Origin of the sequence: Bradyrhizobium sp. AS23.2 (assembly GCF_001908185.1) — a bacterium.
In the GTDB taxonomy this organism is placed as follows: domain Bacteria; phylum Pseudomonadota; class Alphaproteobacteria; order Rhizobiales; family Xanthobacteraceae; genus Bradyrhizobium.
Window position 1 is genome coordinate 1 of the sequence record NZ_LGHM01000226.1, and the last position, 25618, is coordinate 25618.

The 25618-nt window shown below is 62.9% G+C and carries 21 protein-coding genes and 1 pseudogene; 6 read left to right on the top strand and 16 right to left on the bottom strand.

Features of this window, described 5'->3' with window-relative positions; all coding sequences use genetic code 11:
- Window positions 1-33: 33 nt before the first annotated feature.
- The 7 genes and pseudogenes from AC630_RS37950 to AC630_RS37980 all read right to left on the bottom strand — a co-directional run bounded on the left by AC630_RS37950 (window position 34) and on the right by AC630_RS37980 (window position 8004).
- Window positions 34-1530 (bottom strand): ATP-dependent nuclease, encoded by a 1497-nt coding sequence (locus tag AC630_RS37950; protein ID WP_245330638.1) that lies wholly within the window; start codon window positions 1528-1530, stop codon window positions 34-36.
- 329 nt (window positions 1531-1859) lie between these two features.
- The gene (locus AC630_RS37955) at window positions 1860-2609 is read right to left on the bottom strand and encodes a phosphorylase (RefSeq protein ID WP_167561362.1); all 750 of its coding nucleotides are present in this window, start codon (window positions 2607-2609) and stop codon (window positions 1860-1862) included.
- Window positions 2606-4559, bottom strand: a pseudogene (gene shc, locus AC630_RS37960) (squalene--hopene cyclase). The gene AC630_RS37955 and the pseudogene shc overlap by 4 nt, the downstream one beginning before the upstream one ends.
- 50 nt (window positions 4560-4609) lie before the next feature.
- A complete protein-coding gene (hpnE, locus tag AC630_RS37965; RefSeq protein WP_074123487.1) occupies window positions 4610-5866 on the bottom strand; it encodes a hydroxysqualene dehydroxylase HpnE in 1257 nt (418 codons plus the stop codon).
- Window positions 5866-6705 (bottom strand): presqualene diphosphate synthase HpnD, encoded by an 840-nt coding sequence (hpnD, locus tag AC630_RS37970; RefSeq protein WP_074123488.1) that lies wholly within the window; start codon window positions 6703-6705, stop codon window positions 5866-5868. The genes hpnE and hpnD overlap by 1 nt, the downstream gene beginning before the upstream one ends.
- Window positions 6695-7579 (bottom strand): squalene synthase HpnC, encoded by an 885-nt coding sequence (gene hpnC, locus AC630_RS37975; RefSeq protein WP_074123489.1) that lies wholly within the window; start codon window positions 7577-7579, stop codon window positions 6695-6697. Before hpnC ends, hpnD begins: the two co-directional genes overlap by 11 nt.
- A 191-nt stretch (window positions 7580-7770) precedes the next feature.
- On the bottom strand, window positions 7771-8004 hold the full coding sequence (locus tag AC630_RS37980) for a hypothetical protein (RefSeq protein WP_074123490.1): 234 nt from the start codon (window positions 8002-8004) through the stop codon (window positions 7771-7773).
- A 460-nt stretch (window positions 8005-8464) separates the two neighbouring features.
- Here AC630_RS37980 and AC630_RS37990 point away from each other — a divergent pair, with 460 nt between their 5' ends.
- Entirely contained in the window at window positions 8465-8962 is a 498-nt protein-coding gene (locus tag AC630_RS37990) for a hypothetical protein (RefSeq protein ID WP_074123491.1), read from the top strand.
- 125 nt (window positions 8963-9087) lie between these two features.
- Here AC630_RS37990 and AC630_RS37995 read toward each other — a convergent pair whose 3' ends face one another.
- The 4 genes from AC630_RS37995 to AC630_RS38010 form a co-directional block, all read right to left on the bottom strand.
- The gene (locus tag AC630_RS37995) at window positions 9088-11454 is read right to left on the bottom strand and encodes an efflux RND transporter permease subunit (RefSeq protein WP_074123492.1); all 2367 of its coding nucleotides are present in this window, start codon (window positions 11452-11454) and stop codon (window positions 9088-9090) included.
- 205 nt (window positions 11455-11659) lie between these two features.
- Window positions 11660-12445 (bottom strand): ethanolamine ammonia-lyase subunit EutC, encoded by a 786-nt coding sequence (eutC, locus tag AC630_RS38000; RefSeq protein WP_074123493.1) that lies wholly within the window; start codon window positions 12443-12445, stop codon window positions 11660-11662.
- 6 nt (window positions 12446-12451) lie between these two features.
- Complete coding sequence (locus AC630_RS38005) at window positions 12452-14038, bottom strand: B12-binding domain-containing radical SAM protein (protein ID WP_074123502.1); 1587 nt, start codon at window positions 14036-14038, stop codon at window positions 12452-12454.
- 157 nt (window positions 14039-14195) lie between these two features.
- A complete protein-coding gene (locus AC630_RS38010; RefSeq protein WP_074123494.1) occupies window positions 14196-15578 on the bottom strand; it encodes an ethanolamine ammonia-lyase subunit EutB in 1383 nt (460 codons plus the stop codon).
- Between the two features lie 221 nt (window positions 15579-15799).
- Between AC630_RS38010 and AC630_RS38015 the strand changes: the two genes are divergently transcribed.
- Window positions 15800-17539: a methyl-accepting chemotaxis protein gene (locus AC630_RS38015; RefSeq protein ID WP_074123495.1), complete on the top strand. Its 1740-nt coding sequence runs from the start codon at window positions 15800-15802 to the stop codon at window positions 17537-17539.
- A gap of 305 nt (window positions 17540-17844) precedes the next feature.
- Here the strand turns inward: AC630_RS38015 and chrA are convergent, their stop codons facing one another.
- The gene (chrA, locus tag AC630_RS38020; protein ID WP_074123496.1) at window positions 17845-19092 is read right to left on the bottom strand and encodes a chromate efflux transporter; all 1248 of its coding nucleotides are present in this window, start codon (window positions 19090-19092) and stop codon (window positions 17845-17847) included.
- Window positions 19093-19261: 169 nt separating this feature from the next.
- On the opposite strand from chrA, the gene AC630_RS38025 reads away from it, so the two are divergent.
- The gene (locus AC630_RS38025; RefSeq protein ID WP_074123497.1) at window positions 19262-19987 is read left to right on the top strand and encodes a hemerythrin domain-containing protein; all 726 of its coding nucleotides are present in this window, start codon (window positions 19262-19264) and stop codon (window positions 19985-19987) included.
- Between the two features lie 9 nt (window positions 19988-19996).
- Here AC630_RS38025 and AC630_RS44745 read toward each other — a convergent pair whose 3' ends face one another.
- Together AC630_RS44745 and AC630_RS38030 are read right to left on the bottom strand one after the other, a co-directional pair.
- Entirely contained in the window at window positions 19997-20317 is a 321-nt protein-coding gene (locus tag AC630_RS44745; RefSeq protein ID WP_143198629.1) for a hypothetical protein, read from the bottom strand.
- Between the two features lie 244 nt (window positions 20318-20561).
- Window positions 20562-22247 carry an arylsulfatase gene (locus tag AC630_RS38030; RefSeq protein ID WP_074123503.1) on the bottom strand — a complete coding sequence of 562 codons (1686 nt, stop codon included), beginning with the start codon at window positions 22245-22247 and terminating at the stop codon, window positions 20562-20564.
- Window positions 22248-22343: 96 nt separating this feature from the next.
- Here AC630_RS38030 and AC630_RS44750 point away from each other — a divergent pair, with 96 nt between their 5' ends.
- Window positions 22344-22625: a hypothetical protein gene (locus tag AC630_RS44750; RefSeq protein ID WP_143198630.1), complete on the top strand. Its 282-nt coding sequence runs from the start codon at window positions 22344-22346 to the stop codon at window positions 22623-22625.
- 72 nt (window positions 22626-22697) lie between these two features.
- Entirely contained in the window at window positions 22698-23519 is an 822-nt protein-coding gene (locus AC630_RS38035; RefSeq protein ID WP_074123498.1) for a phosphotransferase, read from the top strand.
- A gap of 73 nt (window positions 23520-23592) precedes the next feature.
- Here AC630_RS38035 and AC630_RS38040 read toward each other — a convergent pair whose 3' ends face one another.
- Together AC630_RS38040 and AC630_RS38045 are read right to left on the bottom strand one after the other, a co-directional pair.
- A complete protein-coding gene (locus AC630_RS38040; protein ID WP_143198631.1) occupies window positions 23593-23916 on the bottom strand; it encodes a hypothetical protein in 324 nt (107 codons plus the stop codon).
- Window positions 23917-24414: 498 nt separating this feature from the next.
- A complete protein-coding gene (locus AC630_RS38045; protein WP_208867101.1) occupies window positions 24415-24909 on the bottom strand; it encodes an RlpA-like double-psi beta-barrel domain-containing protein in 495 nt (164 codons plus the stop codon).
- Window positions 24910-25300: 391 nt separating this feature from the next.
- Here AC630_RS38045 and AC630_RS38050 point away from each other — a divergent pair, with 391 nt between their 5' ends.
- The gene (locus AC630_RS38050) at window positions 25301-25471 is read left to right on the top strand and encodes an RNA polymerase sigma factor region1.1 domain-containing protein (protein WP_074123501.1); all 171 of its coding nucleotides are present in this window, start codon (window positions 25301-25303) and stop codon (window positions 25469-25471) included.
- The last annotated feature ends 147 nt before the right edge of the window (window positions 25472-25618 follow it).

The window sequence follows — 25618 nt, forward strand, 5'->3', positions numbered from 1 at the left end:
GGACTCAGCACCAACGGCTCGATTGGCCGGCCTCTAACACCTGCATTCGCCACAAGCGCTCTCCTCTACAGAGATTCGAGCCATCATATAATGTGACGAACTTGCGTTCCAGATGACTAGACAACCGGCCTGCCAACGGAAAAGCAATTTCCCGAGACTCTCCTCCAACTTCTTCCACCGCGTAGGGTGCTTGCCACCTTCATCGTCGGCAAATCCACCAAAGCTCAGGCCACCTTCGGCCAGCGCTTCAAGCAATCCCAAAGTTGTCTCATGGCCGCCACCGTCTACGATACGAATGCCCGTCTGCTCCAATGGGGCTCCAAGAGCTGCAAGCAATAGCGTTGTACCAAATCCAACCTCGGTGATTCCCTCACAAACAATGGCAAGTCGGGATAAGAAGGCTTCAGGATCCCGCACCCGCTGTTGTGCGACTCTCGCGCCATCGAGTTTACCGATATTACTCGCGTGGTCGACGTACCAAAGCGTAGAGCCAGCCGCTGCAGAAATTGCGGCGGCGCTGTGCGTAGTAACGAATGCTTGCGCGCTATTTGATCCCAGCTTTGCTACCAGGACACGCTGTCGGTAAGGTTCGAGACCACGCTCGATTTCATCGACGAGAGTGATGGGCGCCGCGCCTTGGGTCTGCTCTGCTATTGCCAGCGCGGACAAACGTCGAGTACCGGCTCCCCAACTGCTAAGGGGAAGTTGCACACCGTCACGCTCGGCTGTCAGTCCGATGAGGGCCATGACCGAAATGCCGGGAGCGCCTGTTATCGAAAGGTCGAGATCTGTTGGCAGCGACCTCGCGGCAAAAGCGTCGCTTAACGTGGAGAGCGCGGTCCTGCTATCGCTATTTAGAGCATCCACGACATTGGTTTCTGCGAGCTTGCTGCTTAGCCTAGATCTCAATGTCTTGTCGGACAGCAAACGGTCCAGCGCGGAACCCTGAACGAAACGAAGATCTCGGTCATTTCGATCATCGCTACTTAGGCGAACCGGAGCCAATTGACGCCGCAACGCCAGTGGCAGCGTTTCGGAAGTACCATCTGGCTGTTTTACCTCATAAACTAAGTCAAGTTCAGGAGTGCCGGTTACCTGGAGCCAATACACCGGCTTGTTATGAGCTTGAGTACCATCCCCATCGATGCTTGGGACGATCGGCTTCTCGCCGTCCCAATCCCACGGCCATGCCGCTTTCAAAAGGTTATTGATTTTGCTGTCGTCGGGTAACGAAATAACAGCATCGATAACAAATCCGTTCTCCTCCTGTCGTCCGTAATAGTCTGTGTCAGGCACGACGTTTGGATTTGTGGGGCTCAGCAAAAGAGCGAGAGCATCGAGAATTGTTGTCTTGCCGACATCTCCCCCGCCAAGAACTAGATTCAAGCCTGGAGCAGGTAGCCAGCTCATCGACTTGATAGAACGAAACCTTTGGATCGAAAGTCTGCGGATCGTGGGAGCAGAGACCGTTTCGGAGGGCATAAATGAATAACTTCGCTCAATTAATCGGCGCGACTCAATGGACGTCACGGTTGTGATTATAAGCGACAAACGTAAGAAGTGTATATTGGCCAAGAGTGTGCAAGCGGGTGCATTCGCAGCGATAGGCAACGTAAGGCGCGCCTACGAGCACGAAAGTCGGGTCGCTACCGCGCAAGAAGAGCCCGGCCGAACTACGGCGACAGTGCACTCAACGGAGTGATAACCCACCTAACAGGCATCGAAGCGAATCGCGGAGCAGTGTTGCCTTGACAGACCCCGGATTGCGAAGCGGTCCATGCGGGCTACGCGCAAAACAGCAAAAGGCCCGGACGCCAATGGCGTCCGGGCCTTTTCTTTAGCTGGATCGACGAATCCGCTCAGGTCGTCTCGGAGGCCAGGGCCCCGCTGTCGACGAGCTCGGTGCCGATCAGGAAGTCGCGGCAGCCGCGCAGGGAGCGCAGCGCGCGGTTGAAGTCGATGCCGGTCGAGACCAGCGCATGCAGCGTCGCCGGATTGCGCACGATGCCGCGCAGGACGGCCGCGAGGTCGATCTGGCCGTTCGGCTTGATGGCGGCGCGGGCGAGCGCCGGCAGTGCGCGGTGAGCGGGATCGCTGATGACGCGGACCGCGGCAAAGGGCAGCCCGGCCTCGGCCGCGTACGCCGCCGCGATGTGGCTCTCCATGTCGACGGCCGCAGCTCCGGTCTCCGAATGCAGCGCAGCCTTGCAGGACCGGCCGGTGACCACTTCCTCGGCGCCCGCGAGGCTGCCGCGCACGACGCGGCGGCGCCCCGACGTCAGGCGGTCGATGAGGTCGTCGCCCAGCGACAGCCCGGCGGCCCAGCGGGTATCGCCGGAGAGCACCTCGGTCGCCAGCACCACGTCGCCGGAGCGCAGCGTCGGATCGAGCCCGCCGGCCACGCCGAACGAGATCACGCCGCGAATCGTTTCGGGGTCCACCACGGTCAGAAGCGCCCGCAACTGGGTCGGGCTGCTCGACGAACAAATGACCGCCATTCCGGGCCCCGCCGCGATGCGGGCCTCCTGAACCAGTCCGGTCACGATCAGTATCGACCGCGGGTCGATGGCATTACCCGCGGTAATATATTCCCCCGTCCCCAAAGTCACATTCCGACCCCTACCACCCTGCTGTTGGTGTTCCGCAAGTTCCGATACCGCGCCAGCGCCCACAACGGAAAGAACTTCGGGTAACCATGATACCGTAGATAGAACACGCGGGGGAAGCCTGTGGCGGTGTACCGCTGCTCGTCCCACAGTCCTTTTTTTGTTCTGTGTTGCAATCAGGTACTCCACCCCGCGGGCAACGGCCGGGTGATCAACCTCGCCAGCCGCCATAAGGGCAAGCAAGGCCCATGCCGTCTGAGAGGCGGTCGAGGGGGCGGCCTCCCAGCCCTTGTAATCCAGGCGGTAGCTGACGGCGTCCTCGCCCCAGCCGCCGTCCTCGTTCTGGATCGAGGCCAGCCAGTCGGCCGCCTTCCGAATCATGGGGTCCTTGTGGCCGACGCCGGCCATGTTCAGGGCGCAGAGCACCGACCAGGTTCCATAGATGAAGTTCATGCCCCAGCGACCGTACCAGGAGCCCTCGGGGTGCTGGGTCTTCCTCAGGTACGCGACGCCGCCCGCCACGTGCTTGCTGGTCTTCTCGGTCTCGCCGAGCTGGGCCAGCATCGAGATGCAGCGCGCGGTGACGTCCTCGGTCGGCGGATCGAGCAGCGCGCCGTGGTCGGAGAACGGGATGTTGTTCAGGTAGTATTCGAGGTTGTTGACGTCGAAGGCAGCCCAGCCGCCATCGTCGCTCTGCATGCCCTCGATCCACTCCCGGCCGCGGTCGATCGCAGCGTCGTAGCCGGCGATGCCGTGCTCCCGGCGCATGCGGTCCATCGACATCACCACCACCGCAGTGTCGTCGAGATCGGGATAATGGGCATTGTTGTACTGGAAGGCCCAGCCGCCCGGACGCACGTCGGGGCGCTTCGCCGCCCAGTCGCCCTTCACGCTGAGCTCCTGCTTGGGGATCAGCCAGTCGAGGCCCTGCCTGGCCGCAGGCACGGCCTTGTCGCCGCCGGCTTCCAGCAACGCGTGGGCGGTCAGCGTCGTGTCCCACACCGGCGAGACGCAAGGCTGGCAGTAAGCCTCCTCCTCGCCGATCACCAGCAGCTTGTCGATGCCCCGGCGCGTGATCGCGCGCGGCGGGAAATTCTCGTCCTTGCCGAGCGCGTCGTACATCATGACGATGTTGGCCATGGGCGGATAGATCGCGCCCATGCCGTCCTCGCCGTTGAGCCGCTCCTCGGTGAAGGCGAGCGCCGCATCGATCGCGCGCTTGCGCAGACTCTTCGGAAACATCGGTTCGATGGCGCGCAGGATCGCATCGAGCGAGCGGAACAGCAGGAACCAGGCCATGCTCTGGTGCGGCGCCTTCGCGGTCATGCCGATCGAGCGCGGATCCTGGAGAAACAACTCGTCGATACCGACGCCCTTCGGATTCTTCGCGCGCGGTTTCAGCGCGGCGATAACCATCAGGGGCACCATGGTGGTGCGCGCCCAGTAGGAAATCTTGTTGAGGTGGAATGGCGACCAGAACGGCAGCAGCACGATCTCGATCGGCAGCACCGGCACCGCGCGCCAGGTCACCACGCCGAACGTCGCAAGCAAGAAGCGCGTGAAGACGTTGCTGTTGATGGCGCCGCCGCGGGAATGGATCGCCTCGCGCGCGCGCACCATGTGCGGCGCGTCCACGGAATCGCCGATCATCTTCAGCGCGAAGTAAGCCTTCACGCTGGCGCTCATGTCGAACTCACCGTCATGCACCAGCGGCCAGCCACCATGGGTGCCCTGGACGCGGCGCAGATAGTTGCCGATCTTGGTCTCGAGCACCGTGTCGACCGGCTCTGCGAGATAATGACGCAGCAGGATGTATTCGGCCGGAATCGTACAGTCGGCCTCGAGCTCGAAGATCCAATGGCCGTCGGATTGCTGGAAGCCGAGGAGGCCTTGCGTGGCCGACGCAATGCTCGATTCCAGGACTTCACGGCTGGTCACGTTCACGGCATCCATGTCGCTCGATTGCTCCGATAGTCGATTGAAAGTGATTGGGACAATGCCCGTCAGGGCCGCTTTGCGGCCAGAACCAGATCGGCGGCGCGATCACCCGACCGGACCGATCCCTCGATGGTTGCAGGCAATCCCGTAGCAGTCCAATCGCCGGCAAGAAACAGGTTTTTCAGCGCAGTGACCGGCCCTGGACGCAGGGCATTCTGCGCCGGCGTGGCTGCAAAAGTGGCCCGGCGCTCGCGCACGATCTGCCAGGGCGGCAACTCGCCGGAAACGCCGCCCGCCTTGCAGACGTCGTTCCAGATCGCCTGCGCGAGTTCCTCGCGCGGCATGTCGACCAGACGGTCGCTATTGCTGATGGTGACGGAGAACCGGTTCGGGAACGCGAACAGCCATTCCACAATGCCACCGATCACGCCGAGGATCGGCGCCGAGCCCGGCGGCGGTTCAAAGCGGAAATGCGCGTTCACGATGGCGCGGAATTCTGTCGGCGTCTTCAGGCCCGGCAGCAAGCTAGATGCCGCACGCGGCGGCACCGCCATCACGATGACGTCACCGTCGGCGATCTGGATCACGTCCTCGCCGCCGAAATTCAGCGCGCCGACCTTGCCGTCGTTGGTCGCGAACGAACGCAGCTCATGGCCGAGCTGAACGGAGTGGCCCCGCTCCTGCAGAAATTTCACGGCAGGTTCGATCAGCACGGCGCTGAGGCCGTCGCGCGCGATCAGCGGCCGGCAGGCCTGCCCACCGGCAAGCAACGTCTCGCGCACGATCGCGCCGGCAAGCCCGGCCGACCCCTCGGGCGGATCGACATTGAGCGCAGCAAGCAGCAGCGGCTGCACCAGGCGCTGATAGAGGATGCCTTCGCAAGGAATTGACTTGCCGACCAGCGTCTCCTCCGACGCCCAGATCAGCGGCGCCAGCTTGAGATAGTCGGTGAGCCCGGTGTCAGGAACGCGGCGGCTTTCGTCGAGCACCCAGGTCGGCAGCCGGCCATCGCCGAGATCGATCTGCCACCGCTGCCCGGTCGCGAGATCGACGAACGGAAACTGCGCGCTTTCGGGACCGACCAGGCCCGCCTCGGTGCCGATCGAACGCGCATAGGCCCGCGCATGGCTGTTGCCCGACAGCAGCAGATGATTGCCGTTGTCGATGGTGAGATTGGTGGCGCCGTCGAAATAGGAACGGCAGCGGCCGCCGACCTGCTGCGTCGCCTCGTGCACGGCGACCTTGAAGCCGGCATTGGCGAGCCGCACGGCGGCGGAGAGGCCGGAAATTCCGGCACCGATGATGTGAGCTGTCTTTTGCATCAGATGAAAGCGTAGCGGAGCAGGATGGCGACGCGTGTGATCTTCGACACACGCACGGGCTCGCGCGGCGCGTTGAAACCGCGCGCGATCAGGAGGTCGAGAATGGCGTGATAGTATTTCGACATGATCCGCGGCGCGCGCACCGCGCGGCGCCGGTTGCGGTTCATGATCTCGTCCGACTTCTCGAAATGCGCCTTCGCGCGCTGCGCCAGCGGCTGGCAGACCTTTGGCAGTGCGCGCTCGGCGATCACTCGGTTCGGATCATTTGACGTGATGCCGGCATGCAGCAGCGCCTCGCGCGGCAGGTAAAGCCGGCCGAGCGTCGCGTCCTCGTCGATATCGCGCAGGATGTTGGTGAGCTGGAGCGCGCGGCCGAGATGGTACGCTAGCTGGATGCCGTCTTCTTCCGGCAGGCCGAACACCCGCACCGACAGCCGTCCCACGGCGCTGGCGACGCGATCGCAATAGAGATCGAGCGTCGCCATGTCGGGCGCGCGGATGTCCTGCGGCACGTCCATCTCCATGCCGTCGACGATGGCAAGGAAATCTTCGCGCTTGAGCCCGAAGGTCTTCACCGAGGCGACATAGTCCTTCAGCCGCGGCGGCGGATTGCCCTGATAAAGCGCGTCGATGTCATTACGCCACTCCTGCAACGCGGCGAGCCGCTCGTCGCGCGGGCCATCGGAATCGGCGATGTCGTCGACCTGCCGGCAGAAGCTGTAGATCTGGAACATCGCCTCGCGCTGGTCGCGCGGCAGGATGCGCATCGCAGCATAGAAGGAGCTGTTCGATGCGGTCGAGCCATAATTGGCGCCGGGCGAAGTCGCCTCAAGCGTCATGTGCAGTCCCCGGTCTGGAGATGGCCTTGCGCCCGATTGCGCGGCGGCCGACTTCGCCGATCATTCCGGCGAGGCTGAAGGTGAGAAGCTCGAGCTTGTTGAGATGCACGCGCTGGCGCAGGGGATCGCGCACCTTCAAGAGGCGCACGATGCGGTCGGCATAGGCCTGGATCACCGAGATGTCGACGCCGAGGCGGAAATCCCTGACCTCCGCGCTGAGCGACTTGCTCTCGTTGAGCAGCGCTTCGTTGCGCACGGCGAGCGCCTGAAGGCAGGCCAGCATCGCCGGCGGCGACTGGGCAAGCCCGAGCTGCTCGACCGAGGCGCCGCTTGCGGCCAGCGCATCGCGCGGCAGATAGACGCGGTTGAGCTCGCGGAAATCCTTGCCGCAATCCTGGAGATGGTTGTTGATCTGGAGGGCCGCGCAAAGCGCATCCGACGCCGCCCATGTCGAAGTGCTCTCGCCGTGAACATCGAGCATGAAGCGGCCGACCGGCATCGCTGAATAACGGCAGTAGTGGATCACGTCGTCCCAGGTCTCGTAGCGCAGCTTGGTCACGTCCATGCGGAACGCGACGAGCACGTCGAGCGCATGGCGCGGCGCCATGCCGCGCTCGGCCAGCGCGCGCCGCAAGACGACGGCTTCGGCCTGGGTGTCGCCCTTGCCGAGCAGTTCCGCCTCGAGCAGGTCGAGATAAGCGAGCTTTTCGTCGGGCGGCAGCGTGGCGTGATCGGCGATGTCGTCGCCGGTGCGGACGAAATTGTAGTACGCCAGGATCAGCGCGCGATGACGGGGATGAATGATCCAGGACGCGACGGGAAAATTCTCGTCGCGGTCACCCTTCCCGGATCGCAATTCGCTCGCAGAGGTCATCGAGGGCTGATTAACAATCGTTTGGACAAGAAGGGGTTTTTCGCTCGCGCGGGCTCATGCCGGCGATGCCGCCGCGGCCCCCATATAGGGGAATACGGCCGCAAAACCAATCCTGTCTCTCGATGGCTGCCCTTCCGGATCGGGCCCACAAAGGCAACCCAGGGGCCGCCGTTGTGGGCCAATGGACGAGCTTACTGGTTGTGGTTCTTCAGGACCTGGTCGCAGGCCTGCGAGATCTTGGTCCGGTTCTCCTTGAGGCAGGCCAGGATCGTGAAATCGCCCTGGTCGATGACCGGACGGCAGAACTTCTGCACGTCGCGCGTGCAGGCTTTCTGCTCCGCGTCCGTGCCACGCCCTTGCTGGGCGAACGCCGCCGTTGAAAGGGATGCCGACAGCAGGGTGAGAGCAACGAGAAGCTTACGCATTGTATTCCTTCATTCTGACGGCAGAATCACACCGATCCCGGACAGCACAGGGCGGACGACCGGAACGGATTGTTCTGATGGCAAGTTGCCGCGGAAAGTGCGGCCTCGGAGAAGCCACAAGCACTGGCAAATGCGGCCAAATTGGCACCACACCGACCAAATCAGGTCTTCTCCCGATTATCATTGGCAGATGTAAGGGATTGATACTACGTCATAATTCTGGCACGTCGCGTTTTGCTCGGCACCTGTTGCACACCTGCATCTCTCCGCCCTGCTCTTTCGGCCAGAAACATGCCGAAACACGGAGAATCGCGACGTCCGGGCATGGCGCGAGGGCTTCGTGAACCACCATCTCTGGCGCCCAGGCGTTGAACCTGACACAGGCTCGGAACACTAAACCTTCGATGTGGCGAGACGCCTTTATCGTGAGCGGACGTCATTCCAAAACGGGATATTTGAGATGAAATTCTTTGGGCGATCTGGACAGGCGATCAAGGCGGCTGGCATCGGGGCTGCACTGCTCTTCTCGGTTTCAGCAAGCCATGCTGAGTCGTCCGGACCGTTTGCCGGTTTCGACGGCGCGTGGAGCGGAACCGGCACGGTGTCGCTGTCCGATGGCACCACCGAGCGCATCCGCTGCAAGGCGGACTACAAGGTTGCCGGCAGCGGTCTCAACCTCAAGCAGGCTCTGCACTGCGCCAGCGACAGCTACAAATTCGACCTCACCAGCGACGTGACGAGCCAGGGCGACCGCATCTCCGGCAACTGGAGCGAAGCCAGCCGCAACATTTTCGGCAATCTGCAGGGCACAGCCGGCGGCGGCCAGATCGACGTGTTCGTCGAGGCCAACGGCTTTGCCGCCAATCTGTCGCTGCGCACCAACGGTACCAAGCAGACGGTGCAGATCAGCTCCAAGGGCGAGATCCGCGGCGTCAACATCACTATGACGAAGGGCTGACGCCCTTTCCGCTCGGAAAAGAATAAAGGCCCTCGGCTCTCACGAGCCGGGGGGCCTTTTGCTGGTTGGTCTTACTTGCAAACACCTGTGTGAGGTCTGAATGCGAGACGCACAAGCCGTCCCGCTCAGATCGCGGGCTTGTCGGCCCCGTGAAGCCTGGCGTGCAGGTTGATCAGCCACATCGCCGTCGGCCGCAGGATGAAGAGGTCGGCGACCAACGCCATGACCATCGAGAAAGCGCTGAGCCAGCCGAACAGCCGCAGCGACGGCAGATCGGAGAATACGGTGACGACGAGGCCGCAGGCCAGCACCACCGTGGTCAGGATCAGCGCCGGGCCGACCAGCACGGTCGCGCGCTCCACCGCGAGCGCCGAGCCGACGCCCGGCTTGCTCTCCAGCCTGAGACGATTGAGGAAGTGGATGGTCGCGCTCAGCCCCAGGCCGAACGAGACGGTGAGCGCGACGACGCTGGCGAATTGCAGGCCCTCGCCCATCGCCCACAGCACCGTTCCGGACATCACCACCGGGAAGATGCCCGGCAGGATGCAGGCGAACATCACCACCCAGGAACGGAAGGCGAGGCCGATGAAGATCGCGACCAGCGCGAATTCGACGGTGAGGCCGCGGTTCAGCTTCTCGATCATGCTGGCCGAGTTGCGCGCCGCGATCGCAGCGAGACCCGTCACCGCAACCTCGTAGCCTGGATGCTTCTTGCGGACGGCGTCGAGCTCGGAGTCGAGCTTGTCGACGATCGGCAGGAGCTGGCTGGAATCCTTGTCCGGCACGCGGCCGGCGACCACGACGGCATCCTGCTCGGCGTCGATGAAGCGCCGCACCAGATGCTCGGGAATGACGCTCACATATTCCTTCAGGGTCGCGACGTCGGCGCTGCCGGCCTTTTCCGCAAGCCAGCGGCGCAGGGTCTCGACCGACCAGACATTGCCGACACCGGCCGCCTTCTCCACGGTCGCGTGGACGTCAGCAATGGTCTGCAGCGTCTCCGGTGAATACAGCGATTCACCCTTGGGGAATTGGATCAGCACGTTGACGGGATTGGCGCCGGTGAGCTTGGCGTCGAGACGGTCACTGGCTGCGACCGCCTGGCGCTTGTCCGGGACCTGGTCGGCGAGCCGGTAGCGCGGCTCCAGATTGGCGTAGATCACGCCGAGGCCGCCAACGAACAGCACCGCGATCAGGCTGAACAGGCCGGGCCGGCCCACCATGCGCACCGCGATCCAGTAGCAGAAATTGCGCAGCGCCTGGACGCCGGCATCGGCGCCCTGGAACTTGACCGCAAAGACCTTCTCGTTACGCACGAACAGCACGCCGAACACCGGCACCAGCGACAGCACCGCGACCAGCGCGATGATGGTGGCGGCGAGGCCCGCCTCGCCGAACTTGCGGATCAGATCGGAGTCGGAGAACTGCAGCGCGATGAAGGAAATGCCGGCGGTGCCGTGCGTCAGCACGCAGGCAGGTCCCACCACCAGCACTGCGTTCTTGAACGCAGTGAACTTGTCCTGGCCCGCGATCAGCCGGTCGCGCGCGGCGAAGGTGAGCTGCATCGAGTCCGAGAAGCTGATGACCATGATGAGCGGCGTCATCACGTTCAGGAACATGTTGAGATTGAAGTTGGCCCAGCCGAGCGCGCCGAGCGCCAGCAGGATCGCGATCATCGGCGGGAACGCCGCCGCAATCATGAACGAGATCTTGCGGAAGAAGATGATGGCGATGACGCAGCCGGCGAGAATGCCGAGGATGTTGTAGGTGAGCCCGTCGCGCTCGACGGCGTTGCGGATCTCGAGCTGCATCACCGGCACGCCGGAGAGCTGTACGTTGAGCCCGGTGTCGCCGAGGTCCTCCTTCATCAGCGCTCGAATGTCGCCGACGGTCTTGGTCAGCTTGCTGGAAGCAACCACCTCCGGATCGAGCGAAAGCACGATCAGCGCCAGCGTGCCGTCCTCCGACAGCAGCTTGCCGCGGATGATCTCGTTGTTTTTGACGGTCTCGATGAACTTGTCATAGGCTTGGTCTTCGGGCAGCTCGGCCGGAAACAGCGCGGCCGGGAGCTTGCCCGGCGCCGGCGCCTGGCGTGCCGAGAACAGCGAGACCAGTCCGCGCGTGCCTTCGACGAGTTGCATGTCAGTGACGAAGTCGCGCAGCTTCTCGAGGTTGTTCCGCGCCAGGAGGTTCTTGCCTTCGACCACGACAAGGACGTCGAATTCCTCAGCCGGAAACTTCTTGGTCACCTCTTCATACTGGTGGAATTCGCGAGTGTCGGAGCGGAACAGCTGCGACAGCGAATCGTCGATCTTGATCCGGTGAATGCCGAAAACGGCGCCGACAATCAGCGCGAGCAGCACGATGCAGGAGACGATCGGCGCCCGTACGGCGATCAGGCCGATACGCTCGAGCCCAAAGGCGATCGAGGACGCAGGTCCGTGCTCGACCTTGTCGACATGAACCTCACTCTCGCTGTGCTTTTCGAGCATGCCTTGTCCAGTTCCTAAATCGACTCGGTCTGTGAGCTTGATGCGCCCCGCGAACGGCTTGAAAACGCCATACCAATGGGAGGCTTGCCCTTTGAAAATGCGCGGAAAATCGCCGCGAGGGGTTTAGCAGGTCAATAGCCCGACTCGCAAGCAGGCGAAGTGTGGCCAAATCGGTCAAGATGCGGCGATTTTGCCGGAATGCCTGTCATTCGGGCAAAGCCGTGCCAATTCGACGCGGAGCCCTGTCGCTGCTCTCGTCCTTCAGCGCCACGCCGGTCGCTTCCCGCGCCAGGCCTTCCCGGGCGAGCCAGGCGATCTTGAAGGCGGCTTCCTCATAGCTCAACCCAGCGTGGTGGATGTTCGACACGCAGTTTCGGTCGGCATCGGTGCGGCCCGGCTTTGGCGCGAAGGTCAGATAGGCGCCGAGACTGTCCGGCGCCGACAGGCCCGGCCGCTCGCCGATCAGCACCACGACCATGCGCGCACCGAGAATGGCACCGATCTCGTCGCCGAGCGCGACGCGAGCGCCTGAAGCGACGACCACATGGCCGATCGCGACGCCTTCATCGGCTGCGAGCAACGGCAGCAGGCGCGCTACCAGCGCCACCGCATGGGCGTGGACCGCCGCCGCCGACAGGCCGTCGCCGATCATAATCGCGATCGGGCATGGTTCATTGGCGCATCGCGCCAGCGCCTCGGCAAAACCAGCATCAAGCTGACGTCCGAGGTCCGGACGGCGCAGATAGTCCCTGCGATCGGCAGCCCGGCTCCTCGCCTCGGCGACGACGAGGCCAAGCTCGCCGAGATCGGCGACCAGCCGCGGCGCATCGAAGGCGGCATGCACGGCATCGCGGGCACGCGCGTGGTCCAGCGTGAAATCGAGCAGTGGCTTTGTCGGCACGCTCGCGCCGCTGCGCCCGAGCGCGACGCGCGCCGGCGTGAACGACCGCAGATCGAGGATCGGACGGCGCGGGACGGCTGGATCAGACATGTCGCATCATTCGGCGGGGACGGAAGCCTCGCGCAGCCGGATCGAGTAGTTCGAGGCGTTCTGCTTGCCGCTGGAAGCCGCGCGCGCAAAGGTGATGAGATGATGCGCGACCAATGTGGAGCCGATCAGGCCTTCCAGATCGCCGCGCCGGATACGCCCCAGCGCAAATTTCCAGAATACACGCCTGTAGTTGCCGAGCACCCCGACCTTCCAGAAGATGTTCCTCAGCATGATCAGCGCACGCCTGATGTTGGCCCAGGACTTCATTTCGTCCGGCACCGGCACCTTGAGGCGATTTGAATAGGTGTGGTCGCACTGATACTGGAAGCGCGCATAGACCTTTGCGGGCTCGTAGGCGACCTCCATGCAGTGCTTCCAGGAAGCGACGACGTCGTCATAGGGCAGCAGGAAGTCGACGTTGGAATCGCGGCCCTCGTCATTGATGAGGCGTCCTTCCCGCTCCAGCCGGTCCCACAGCGGCGTCTTCGGCAGCGCCTGAAGCAGGTTGATGGTGAGCAGCGGGATCTGGGATTCTTCGACGAAGGCCAGCAGCGCATCGGATGTATTGGGCTTGTCGGTGTCCAGCCCCATGATGATGCCGGAGACGACTTCCATGCCGTAGGAGTTGATGGTGCGCACGCCCTCCAGGATCGGGACCATCATGTTGTGGTCCTTGTGCATCGCGTGCAGCGCGTCGGGGTCGGGAGTCTCGATGCCGCAGAAGATGGTGGCGAAATAGGCCTCGCGCATCTTCTCGAGAATCTCGGGGCGCTTGGCGATGTTCAGGGTCGCTTCGCAGGCGAGCCGCACCACGTAGCCGGTCTTCTTCTGCCATTCGATCAGATGTGGCAGCAGGTCCATCGCGGCCTTGCGGTTGCCGATGAAATTGTCGTCGACGAAATAGACCGTGTCGGTCATGCCGCATTCGCGCAGGCGGTCGAGCTCGGCGATGATCTGCTCCGGCGTCTTGATGCGCGGATTGCGCCCGTAGAGGCCGGGAATGTCGCAGAACTCGCACTGATAGGGACAGCCGCTGGAATACTGGATGCTGGCGAGGAAGTATTTCTTCACGTCCGCGAGCTCGTAGGCCGGGATCGGAAACTCCGTCATCGGCACGCGGTCCTTGGTGGTCAGCACCACTTGGCTCTCAGGACGCGAGGTGTCGCGCGAGAGGATCTCGATCAACCGATTGGTGGCGTCGCCGAGCTCGCCGACATGGAGATAGTCGAAGGTCGGATAATAGTCCGGGCAGGCGCTGACGGACGGACCGCCGAGCGCGACCGGCAGATCGAATTCATGCGCACGGCGGCAGATGTCGTTCATCTGCTGGCGCTGGATGTGCATGCCGCTGACGAAGACCACCTCCGCCCATTCGAACTCCTCCTTCGTCGTGCGGCGCAGATTCTCGTCGACGAATTTGACCTGCCAATCCTTCGGCAAATAAGCGGAGATCAGCAGCAGGCCCTGCGGTGGCATGAAGGCGCTGACGCCGTCGGTTAGCGGATAGGAGTGCTCGAACGTCCCGAACGACGACGTGTAACGCGGAAACACGCAGAGAATCCGCCGGGACGTACCGTTGCTTTCAGCTCGCATCAAAGCTCCCCCCAGCCACGCTCGACATAGGTGCGGAAATTGCCAGCCAGACATATAGCGTAATGCTGTCGCCGGAATTTCTCAATATTGTGGCATGAGCATAATTCCGAGAGGCACCAATGGTTTCCTCAGGCCGCGGGGGGGGCGCTCCCGCCCGTCACGCGATCAGCCGCGAGGCGAAATCGGGGAGCAGGCCCGCATCGCCGGCAAGGCGGAAATCGGCCCCCACGATGCCTGACTGCGCCAGCCAGTCGTCGAATTCCGGCGCGCGCCCCAGGCCAAAGACGTCGCGGACATAGAGCGCGTCGTGAAAGGACGTCGACTGGTAGTTCAGCATGACGTCGTCGGCGCCGGGGACGCCCATGATGAAGGTGACGCCGGCGGCAGCGAGCAGCGTCAGGAGATTGTCCATGTCGTCCTGATCCGCCTCGGCATGGTTGGTATGGCAGATGTCGACCCCGAGCGGCAGGCCGAGCAGCTTGCCGCAGAAATGATCCTCCAGCCCGGCCCGGATGATTTCCTTGCCGTCGTAAAGATATTCCGGGCCGATGAAGCCGACCACGCTGTTGACCAGGAGCGGGGCAAAGGCGCGGGCGACCGCATAGGCGCGCGCCTCGCAGGTCTGCTGGTCGACGCCGTGATGGGCGTTGGCCGACAGCGCCGAGCCCTGCCCGGTCTCAAAGTACATCACGTTCTGCCCGACCGTACCGCGCCTCAGCGACAGCCCGGCCTCCCGCGCCTCCTTCAAAAGCGCGAGGTCGATGCCGAAGCTGCGGTTGGCGGCTTCCGTACCGGCGACCGACTGGAAGACGAGATCGACCGGCACGCCCTGCCCGATCAGCGATAGCGTCGTCGTGACATGGGTCAGCACGCAGCCTTGCGTCGGGATCTTCAGCCGCGCGATGATCTCGTCGAGCAACCGCAGCAACTGCGCGATGACGGTCGGATCGTCGCTCGCCGGGTTGATGCCGAGGCAGGCATCGCCGGCGCCGAGCAGGATGCCGTCGAGGATCGAGGCGGTGATGCCCCTGGCATCGTCGAAGGGATGGTTCGGCTGGAGCCGCGTGCTCATCCGGCCCTTCAGCCCGATGGTGTTGCGGAAGGCGGTGGTGACCTGGCACTTCCGCGCCGCCAGGATCAGGTCCTGGTTGCGCATCAGCTTTGAGACCGCGGCCGCCATTTCCGGGGTGATGCCGCCTGCCAGATTGCGCAGGATTTCGGGCGTGGCGGCATCCGACAGCAGCCAGTCGCGGAAGGCGCCGACCGTGAGCGAGGCCACCGGCGCGAACGCCTTGGCATCGTGGCTGTCGATGACGAGGCGGGTGACCTCATCGGCCTCATAGGGAATGACGGCTTCCTGCAGGAATTGGCCGAGCGGGACATCGGCGAGCGCCATCCGCGCCGCGATCATCTGCTCGGCGCTGGTGGCCGCAATGCCGGCGAGCCGGTCGCCCGAGCGCAGCGGCGTCGCCTTGGCGAGGAGGTCGCGCAGGTCCGGGAATGTGTAGGCCGTGGCGTCGATGGTGTGGCGGTAGACCAAGGGCCCCTCCGGGGTTCGTCGGCCAACGGCCGACTCCAAGGCGATCCTGAAACTATACCTTCAGATCAAGACGCTGAAATATCGTACCTTTCTTTCGACCAAAGGCGAATGGTCCGCCCCCGGCGTTAACACTGCGTCCATCTTCATTCTGCATAGTTTTTCATCAGTTTTACACGACCGCGCTCTCCGGCCGCTTCAGGCCATTCCGGGGCCCGAACACCATGACAACCGACCGATCTGGGAATGCCACTGAGCTGGCAGGCCGTTTCACGCTTGCCACCAAGCTGTATGCGATCTTCGGGTTGTTCGCCCTGCTTACGGCGTCGATCGCGTTGCTGTCCGACTACAACAGCCGCCGCAGCTCCGACCTGACGAGCGCGATCGAGACGGCGAATGCCGCCGCGCTGAACGTCGAGCGCGTCAACTCGCTGGTCTATGCGGTCGTCATGGAGTCGCGCGGCGTCTACATGTCGACCGAGCCCGCCGTCGTGAAGAAATACGGCGATGGCCTGCTCAAGTTCAACGCGCAGATCCTCGAGGTCGTGAAGCGCTGGGAGACCATCGTCAAGGCTGATGATGCCGAGCAGTTCGCGACCTTCAAGAAGCGCATCGAGCAGTTCGTCGACTTCCGCAAGGAGCTGGTGCGCCGCGCCAACGAGATCAGCCCGGCCGCCGGCCGTGAATGGGGCGACAACGACGCCAACCGCACCGTGCGCTCCGCGCTGAACAAGGACCTCGAGGCGCTCTCCAAAGTCTATGCCGAACGCGCCCGGCAGATCTCGCACCAGACCGAGACCAATCGCACGCTGTCCTTCGTACTGACCTGCCTCGGCGGCGTCGCACTGGCGCTGGTCGTGATCGGCGTCGTCATCATCGCCCGCTCGATCGCCCGGCCCCTCTCGGCCATTACCGCGACCATCAAGCAGGTCGCCGACGGCGCGCAGGACGTCACGGTGCCGCATACGCAGCGCGCCGACGAGATCGGTGCATTGGCGCGCGCGATCCAGATCTTCCAGGAGGCGATGGGCCGCAACCGCAACCTTGCCTCGCAGGTCTCGCAGGACTCCGCCGCGCGCGAGGAGCGCGCCCGCCACATCGAACAATCCGTCGACGCGTTCCGCGATGCGATCGGCGCGATCATGCGCGGCCTCGGCGACAACGCCACCGTCATGCGCGAGACCGCGCAGACCATCACACGCGCCACCGCGAACGCGAGCAACCGCGCCGGAACGGCGGCAAACGCGACCGAGCAGGCCTCGCACAACGTCACCGCGGTTGCGGGTGCGGCCGAGGAGCTCTCGATGTCGGTGGAAGAGATCGGCCGCCAGGTGCGGCAGTCCGCGGGCGCCGTCGAGCAGACCGGCCAGCGCACCGAGAAATCGATCGCGGAGATCGAGAGCCTCGCAGCGGCCACGCAGCGCATCGACGGCGTGCTCAGCCTGATCCAGGCAATCGCCGAGCAGACCAACTTGCTCGCGCTCAACGCCACCATCGAGGCCGCCCGTGCCGGTGACGCCGGCCGCGGCTTTGCCGTCGTCGCCCATGAGGTCAAGGCGCTGGCGGGACAGACTGCCAAGGCGACCGCGGACATCAGCGAGAACGTCGCCATGATCCAGGCGTCCACCCGCAACGCGGTCGACGCCGTGCGTGAGATCGGCGGCGCGGTGCGCGAGATCAACGAGGTCACCTCGGCGATTGCCGGCGCCGTCGGCCAGCAGGACGCCGCCACCCGCGAGATCTCCTCTAACGCGCAGTCGGCCGCGCAGGGCAACGAGACCCTCGTCGCCAACATCACCTCGCTGCGCGACGCCATCGGCGAGACCGACACGGCGGCAGCTTCCGTGCTGACCGCCGCGAGCAGCCTGACCGCGACGGCGGACACGCTGTCGCGCGAGGTGGAACAATTCTTCCAGAATTTGCGCTCGGGTTCGGCGGATAGCCGCATCGCCAGGGTGGGATAACGGCGAGTCCACCGCGGCAAAGCCTGCGGTGGGCTCGCTCCGACAAAAACTGAAAAACAACCCCATGCAAAGTAGCCGGTGACAGCGATATCAACGGCTTAACGGCCCGGCGCAGTTCTTGCGGATTTTACGAATCCATTTGACCCGTAGGGCAAAACACTGGCATCATGTCATCATAGCGACGGCATAGCTCGCTGAACCGACCCCTCCCTGCCCTGAACACGTCGACGTCGGACGGCCTGAGCATCGGCGCCGCGACGAAGACGAATGCGAAATCGCGGCAATTCCGCCTTTGCGTCCGGAGATCAGATCAGCGCGGTCACGACGCCGGCGGCGGCGCTGAACGCGACGACGACGAGCGGCGGAGCGCGCCAGACGACCAACAGGACGAAGCCGACCAGCGCGATGCCGAAGTCCCGTGGCGAATGCACGGTCGTGGTCCAGACCGGATCGTACAACGCAGCGCCGAGCACGCCGACGACCGCGGCGTTGACGCCGCGCATCATAGCCTGTGCGCCAGCGCGCTTCCGGAAGGCATCCCAGAACGGCAGAGTACCAATCAGCACCAGCATTCCCGGCAGGAAGATGCCGACAAGGCCGAGCGCTGCCCCGACGAGCCCGTGCGGCTCCGGTGAGACCACCGCGCCGAGATAGGTGGCGAAGGTAAAGAGCGGCCCGGGCACGGCCTGAGCGGCGCCATAGCCGGCGAGGAACGCGTCGTCGCTCAACCAGCCCGGCGCGACGAACGCTTCGCGGAGCAGCGGGAGCACGACATGGCCGCCGCCAAAGACGAGCGCACCGGAGCGGTAGAATGCATCGAACAGCGCGATGCTCGTAGACCCGGTCAGGCTGCTCAGCGCGGGAAGTCCAGTCAGCAGGACGAAGAACATTCCGAGGGTGATCAGGCCCACGGTTCGCGACACGGGAAGCTCGACGTGCCCGGACGGCGCCGGCGCATCGCTCCGGCACAGCCAGAGACCGGCGAGCCCGCCGAGAACGATCGCTCCGATCTGGGCGATCGACCCCGTGCTGAAGAGGATGATCAGCGCTGCCACGACCGCGACCGACGCGCGTTCGCGATCGGGACAGAGGTTGCGCGCCATGCCCCAGACTGCCTGCGCCACGATGGCGACCGCCGTCAGCTTCAGTCCGTGCAGCAGTCCGGCACCGATCGGCCCGCCGAGCGCGCCGGCGCCGTAGGCAAAGAGAACGAGGATCGCGGCCGAAGGCAGCGTGAACCCGGTCCAGGCGGCGAGCGCGCCGAGATAGCCTGCCCGCATCAGGCCGATCGAGAAGCCGACCTGGCTGCTGGCGGGGCCCGGCAGGAATTGGCACAGCCCGACCAGATCGGCATAGGCGTGCTCGTCGATCCACTTCCGCCGCACGACGAATTCATCACGGAAATAGCCGATATGGGCGATCGGACCGCCGAAGCAGGTCAGGCCGAGCCTCAGAAAAACCCTGAGGACCTCCAGCGGCGAGCCGACCGGGGACTGAGGGGCGACGGAGGTGACGGTCGGCGAAGACAGCTTGCTCACGGACGTTTGATCCATCCCGGGTGTGTGCTTATCCGATTTCGATAAATGATGACGGTCTGGCCGGCTAGCCCGAACTCTTGATTGCCTCACCGGTGAATTTGAACGCGTTTTCGCCAGGGCGCCTGACGTTGATGGGCGAGCACGGCAACAGCTGCGACCCCACGCGTTCACGGGAGCGTCCATCATGGAAGTCGTGATACCAAGCAAGCGCCGTTTGCTTCTCATCGGAGGCTCGCTGGCGGCCGTCGCCGCACCGGCCCTTCTCAGCAGATCGACCTTCGCCAAGGAGAAGGCCGGCGCGAAGTCAAAGGAGACAAGGAAGAAGGACGAGGAGGTCACACCGCCGGAGGATCTGATGCGCGAGCACGGCGTGCTCGACCGCGTGTTGCTGCTCTACGAGGCCGGGATCCGGAAGTTCTCATCGAACGAGGATTTCGATCCTGCCCTGATCACGCAGTCGGCCGAGATCATCCGCGACTTCATCAACAACTATCATGAGAAATCGGAGGAGGAGCACGTCTTCCCGCGCTTCAAGAAGGCCGGCAGAATGATCGATCTGGTGGATACCCTGTTGCGGCAGCACGAAGCAGGCCGGAAGATCACAGCGACGATCCTGAAGCTCGCGCCTTCCGGCCGGAGCAGTGCGGACGACCGCAAGCAGCTCATTGGCGCAATGCAATCCTTCATCACGATGTACCGACCGCACGCGGCGCGGGAGGACACCGACCTCTTTCCGAAGCTGAAGGACGTCGTCTCGTCGAGCGAATACGACGCGATGGCCGAAGATTTCGAGAAAAAGGAGCACGAGCTGTTCGGAGAGGACGGCTTCGAGAGGATGGCGGCCCGCGTCGCCCAACTGGAGCAGCGAATGGGGATTTTCGACCTCAACCAATTCACGCCGCACGGCTAGAACGGGCACCTATTTCGCATTCGCGTCGCCACTCCCGCAACGATGATGCCTGCGGTCCTCGCGATCAACGAACTTCTCGAAATTCCATATTCCTAGAGCGCTTCGATAAATGCCTCGTGTCGCTTTTGGCCAAAATGCCTTGAATTCAGGCTCCGCTCTCTGTTCGTCTTCTTCTTCATTTTTCGTCGGACCATCGTCCTGCTGACCAAGCAGCGGTCCGCTTGAAACGGAGCTGCCGGAGTCACCCTTCATTCGGGCGCCATCATCGGATGGCTTTGCGTTGCTGGTAGCGGATATCCACGCGCTGATATCGACGTGCGCGGATAGCATTGCCCCCTCGCCTCGATGCAGCCTTCTGTAAGGCCTTTGGGCCAATGCGCAGCCGGCAATTCATCAAGGAGGTCCGCTATGGGGGCGGTAGCTGACGCCGCCTGCATCGCCTCCAGCGGTCTGCTCTGGGGCCAACAGCCGACATGGTGCCTGGCTGAGCAATCCGGGCTCGAGCAGAAATCTAAGGTGCCTTGCGGGCACTCTCTCAATGGGAGAGCGCCCGCCTGATGAAGGATCGGGCCGGCTACTGGCCTTGGTGGGCTTTGATGGCTTGCTCAATTTCCCTTTTGACGGTTTCAAGATTGAAGCTCGCCGGTGCTTGCATTGGAGGAAAGTCGATCGCCGTTTGCGCCAAATTGGCAACCTCCTGTTGAACAACCACGAACCGCCAGAATTCGCGGCCCATGAAATCATTCATGTAGCCTCCGCCGGCGTTGTTCAGGCTTTCGCCGCGGGTTATCGGCGTTCGCTCAAACGGGTCTTGGCGGATATTGATAACGGTCGGCATGTCGGTTGTGTCCTTTTCGCCAGGCCAGCCGTATGGCTGCTGGAAGAATTGGAACTTGAAATTATCGTGACGAAGGGCACCGAGATGCGGGCCGGCAAAATAGAAGATCTCATGGCGAACTGAGGGGCCCTTGCCTGTCAGAAGATCCATCTGATTGTATCCGTCGAGATGGTTCTTGTAGGTGCGGCCTTCCAGCGCCACTCCCTTGAGAAGCTGGTCGGTAATGTTCGGGTTTCCCGCCGCAGCGGTCAGTGTCGGGAACCAATCAAGCCCCGAGAAAATTCCGTTCTCGACTGAGCCCGGCTTGATGCGGCCCGGCCAGCGAATGATGGCCGGAACGCGGAAGCCGCCTTCATAGCTCGTCCCTTTGGTGGCCTTGAACGGGGTCATGCCACCATCCGGCCATGTGAACACCTCGGCGCCGTTATCGGTTGTGAAGATGACGATGGTGTTGTTGGTTTCGCCGATGTCGTCGATATGCTTGAGCAGGGCGCCGACGCTGTCGTCCAGCTGCGCCATGCCGGCTTCCTCGAGACCAAAGTTCGTCTCACTGTTCTGCATCGCGCTGTACTTCTTCGACAGGAAGGTCCAGACGTGCATGCGCGTCGTGTTGTGCCAGACGAAGAAGGGTTTGCCTTCCCGTTTGGCTTTATCCATGAAGTCGCTGGACGCCTTGACCAACACCTCGTCGAAGGTGGTCATGTCGTACTTCGGCTTCAGGAACGGCATATCGTGCATATTCGGCACGTTCGACATATCGGCGAACGGCGGCAGCGGCCCCTCGTCGTCGATCCTTTGCTTGCCGATCTTGCCCCAGCGCGGCATCTCGGTTGGGTCGTCCTTGTCTGTCGCGTAGCTATGGATGAGGCTGCGCGGTCCGTACTTGTTGTAGTAGTCCTGGTTGGCCGGGAACGAGTACCAGTACGGGTCGGACATCGCGTCGAGGTGATATAGGTACCCGAAGAATTCGTCGAAGCCGTGCACCGTCGGCAGGTATTTGTTGAGATCGCCAAGGTGGTTCTTGCCGAACTGTCCCGTTGCGTAACCGAGCGACCTGAGCGCGGTGGCGAGTGTGACGGCTTGATCCGGTATGCCAACGTCGGCACCAGCCTGACCAACGGTCGTCAGTCCCGTACGGATCGGCAACTCGCCCGTGATGAAGTTGGCGCGTCCCGCCGTGCAGCTCGCTTCGGCGTAGTAGTCGGTGAACATCATGCCTTCAGACGCCAGCTTGTCGAGGTTCGGCGTCTTACCCGACATCATTCCGCGGTGGTAAGCTCCGACGTTGAACCAGCCAACATCGTCGCCCATGATCACGAGGATGTTGGGCCTTTGCTGCTGCGCGGCTGCCGGTGCCGCCGCCACCAACCCGGTGACAAACAGCGCGAGCACGCCAGCTAATAAGCTCCTTCCGATGATCATGATCGATTCTCCGAGCTTGATTTGGTCGGTTTTGCATCGCACGCGAGACCACCCGGATCGTCGCACGCAGCGAACGCATTCGAGGGGGCAAGAAGCTTGCGGCAAGACGATCCATCCGACTATGCGCTTTCGGCAGATTGCATCCTTCTAAAGGTAGAGGAGAGCGACTACGCCGATCAATTTCTTGTTCATTTACACAGTTGGGTCAAAAGCGGCAGTCAGCCCAACGATCTTGTGGCGTCCGGTTTCCCGCAAACAGCCGACATGGCAGCGGCTGTTGCGTTGTTCAGCTCAGGGCCAGAACCGGACTTGAAACCGCGCGTCGCTTCGCGATTTTGGCAAACGCTGCGGCCGGGGACAAGCCACGATCATGGCTGACAGCTAAGATCGCGGGAGCGTTCTCTTTTGCCCGCCGTCGGTGTTTGGTCGCGACCGGCGGGAGGACGGGCGATGCGGGGATCCCTCGGGGAGAAGATCAACCAGGGCGGCACGGCGGACATCCACGCCTGGGCGCCAGGTCAGGTCGTAAAACTGTTCAAGGAAGGTTTCCCGCCGCGGCTCATCCAGCAAGAGGCGCGGATGACCCAGGCAGTCTTCGCCGCCGGCGTGCCTGCGCCGGAGGTGTTCGGCGAGGTGACGCTCGACGGACGCCTCGGCATCGTGCTCGGCCGCCTCGACGGACCGACACTGCTGCAGGTCACGCGCAGCGGCGTCGTGACGTTCGCCCACGCGGGTGCGATCCTTGCGTCCCTCGGCCTGTCCGTTCACAGGATGTCGCCGCCGCCGGAGGCCTTCCATCTGCGCGGCTGGATGGACACCGCCTTTAGGCTCTCGGGCGACATCGTGCCCAAGCACATCGCCTCCGACATCCTCGCGCTGATCGACCGCCTGCAGCAGCCGGGGGACGGGCTGTGCCATGGCGACATCCACCCTGAAAACGTGATCATGACCGCGGACGGTCCGCGGCTGATCGACTGGACCTTTTCGATCCGCGCGCCTGCGGCCCTCGATCATGGGTTCACTCACATCAGCCTGACCGAGTTTGCCCTCGACGTCACCGACAATCCGCAGCGGCCGCTTGCGGTCAATGCGGCCGCGCAATCCGAATACGCGCGGCTGTCCGGAAAGCCGGTAGCGGCGCTGAGGCAAGCGATGGAGACCTGGCTGCCGATCGCGATCGTCCGCTACTTCCTGCTTATGGGCGGGCCGACAAGCGAGCGATGGCGGCGGATGATGCAGCGCGCCGAAGCGGCCCTGCGTCCGCAGGACTGAATCCTTCATCGCGCGCGCGTGGCCGTCGATGCGGCTGCTCAGTGTCGGCTTCGGGTCCCAATAGGCGACCTCGTTACTCGGTCTTATACACGGATAGCTGAACGTCCATCCCCGCCTCGCCGGCCGCCGCAGCCAGATCGGCCGGGACGGTCAAAAACTTAGATAGAGACGAATGGGGGAAGACCATAGCTACGTCCAAGCTCGGCGTTCCAATCGAACCTTCGGAAACCAGCCGCTGAATGGTGGCGCGAATTGATTGAATACAGTCGAGAGCGGCGGCCCATTGATCTCCGCCATCTGCGATGTCGATCTGAGCATGCACGCGCCGAGACGACGCCTCATACCGGTCGACTTGTAGTCCCAACAAGGCGTTCAGATCAGAACGCGAGAGAGCCACGTCTGGTATCCGAATTACGATGCTTAGCGGCTGCGAGCTTGTCATGCTCCATTGTATTCCGGTTCTCGGAACATCCGCTATGGGTCTTGGCTGTGTGAAAACGCCGAGGCGCTTGATGGCGATAGAACAAGCTATTCGTCCGCGCCCCTCTTAACTCCCAAACTCGCAAGCGCGCCCAACTTAAAGCACGAAATGAAGAATGCAATTCTCGCCGCGTTTCGATCTTTCGTGTTTCTACACAGCCAGGGTCAGAAGCGGAAGTCTGGGTGCTTGGTCCGCTCAGTCTTTGATAGCGGACATGCCAGAGCTGTCGTTGCACGTGGGCTCGGGGCGCCAGGAGGAGACGTTCGGCCAGGCGTTTTCAGAATTGATGGCAACGCAGACTGGCCGATCGGCGCCTTGCCGCCAGAGGTGGCATAGCCCCGAGGATCCGCGGCGAGGAGGCCGTCAAGGCGGCCCACTGTCCGAGACGTGCACTACCTTTTTCGCGTGCGATGTTCAGCCCACCGGTCCCGGGGTCCAATTGTCCCCTGAAAGCGGGCTAACTCTTACGTCATGAATGACTCCGATCTCCAGGCTTGGATCGAAATGGCGCATCGTTCGCTCGTTGAGGTCAATGATGCGGCCAGGCCTTAGTGGCCCCACGTCATTTATCTTGACGATGACCTTCTTGCCTACGGCCTCGACGAGGGCATATTTCGGCCTCGCACCAAATTGGACCCCACCAAATTTCCGACGCAAACTCGTCTTGATGGCAGCCGCCCAGACAGAGGGATCATAACGCTCGCCGGAAGCTGTGCTCGGACCGCCCTCCTCCTTGCCGGGCTTGAACGGATTGTACGTGGATGCGGCGCCAACGATCGCATCCCCACAGGCGGCATCGACGACGGCGGTTGAGTGGACTCCACGCGTTTCACTTCGAACAGCGGGAACAGAAACGGCAAGCGCAACCAGGGCGCCGCAAATTGCGGCACTCGAGGGGAACAGCATCATAAATCCTGTGTTTTTTTCGATGGTCCGGTTCCCGAAACCGCAAACATGGCCAAGCGAACGCGGGAGCGTTCATGAACTTGCGCCAATCTTTTGCGGACTCGAGCCAACCCCTGGCTACGGAACCGGTGTGCGAACCAGAGTGGTCCTCACGCAGTGTTTTATGTTCTCACCGACTAAGACAGAGAATGCGTCAACAGCATGACTTGATGGAACCAGCGTGAGTGGTGCGTGCGACGTCGACCAAGGGTCACAAGCCGGAGTCAAGGCAAGTGCAGGTCGATGTCCGGTCCGGCGCAAACAGCTGCCGTTGTCGCGGTCAGTGGGCACTTCGGTTCAGGGCCACAACCCGACTCTCTCCCCGTATAGTGGGGGCTGCTGAAACGGAGAGAACATGAGCGTGCCGGAAATCATTCGACGAGCCATCGAAATCGGTGAACGGAACGGCAAGATTACGTTCGATGAATTGAATCGACTGTGTGACAGCAGCGTACTTGATCCCAAAGACATCGAACGCGTTCTCAACGCTCTGAGCGAAGCGAGAATTTGGATTGAAGGAGACTGAAACCTGGCTCTGGCGTAATCATATAGGTCTGCAATGGGCCCTGGCTGTGTAGAAACACGAAAGATCGAAACGCAGCGAGAATTACATTCTTTATTTCGTGCTTTAAGTTGGTCGCGCTTGCGAGTTTGGGGGTTAAGAAGGTCGTGG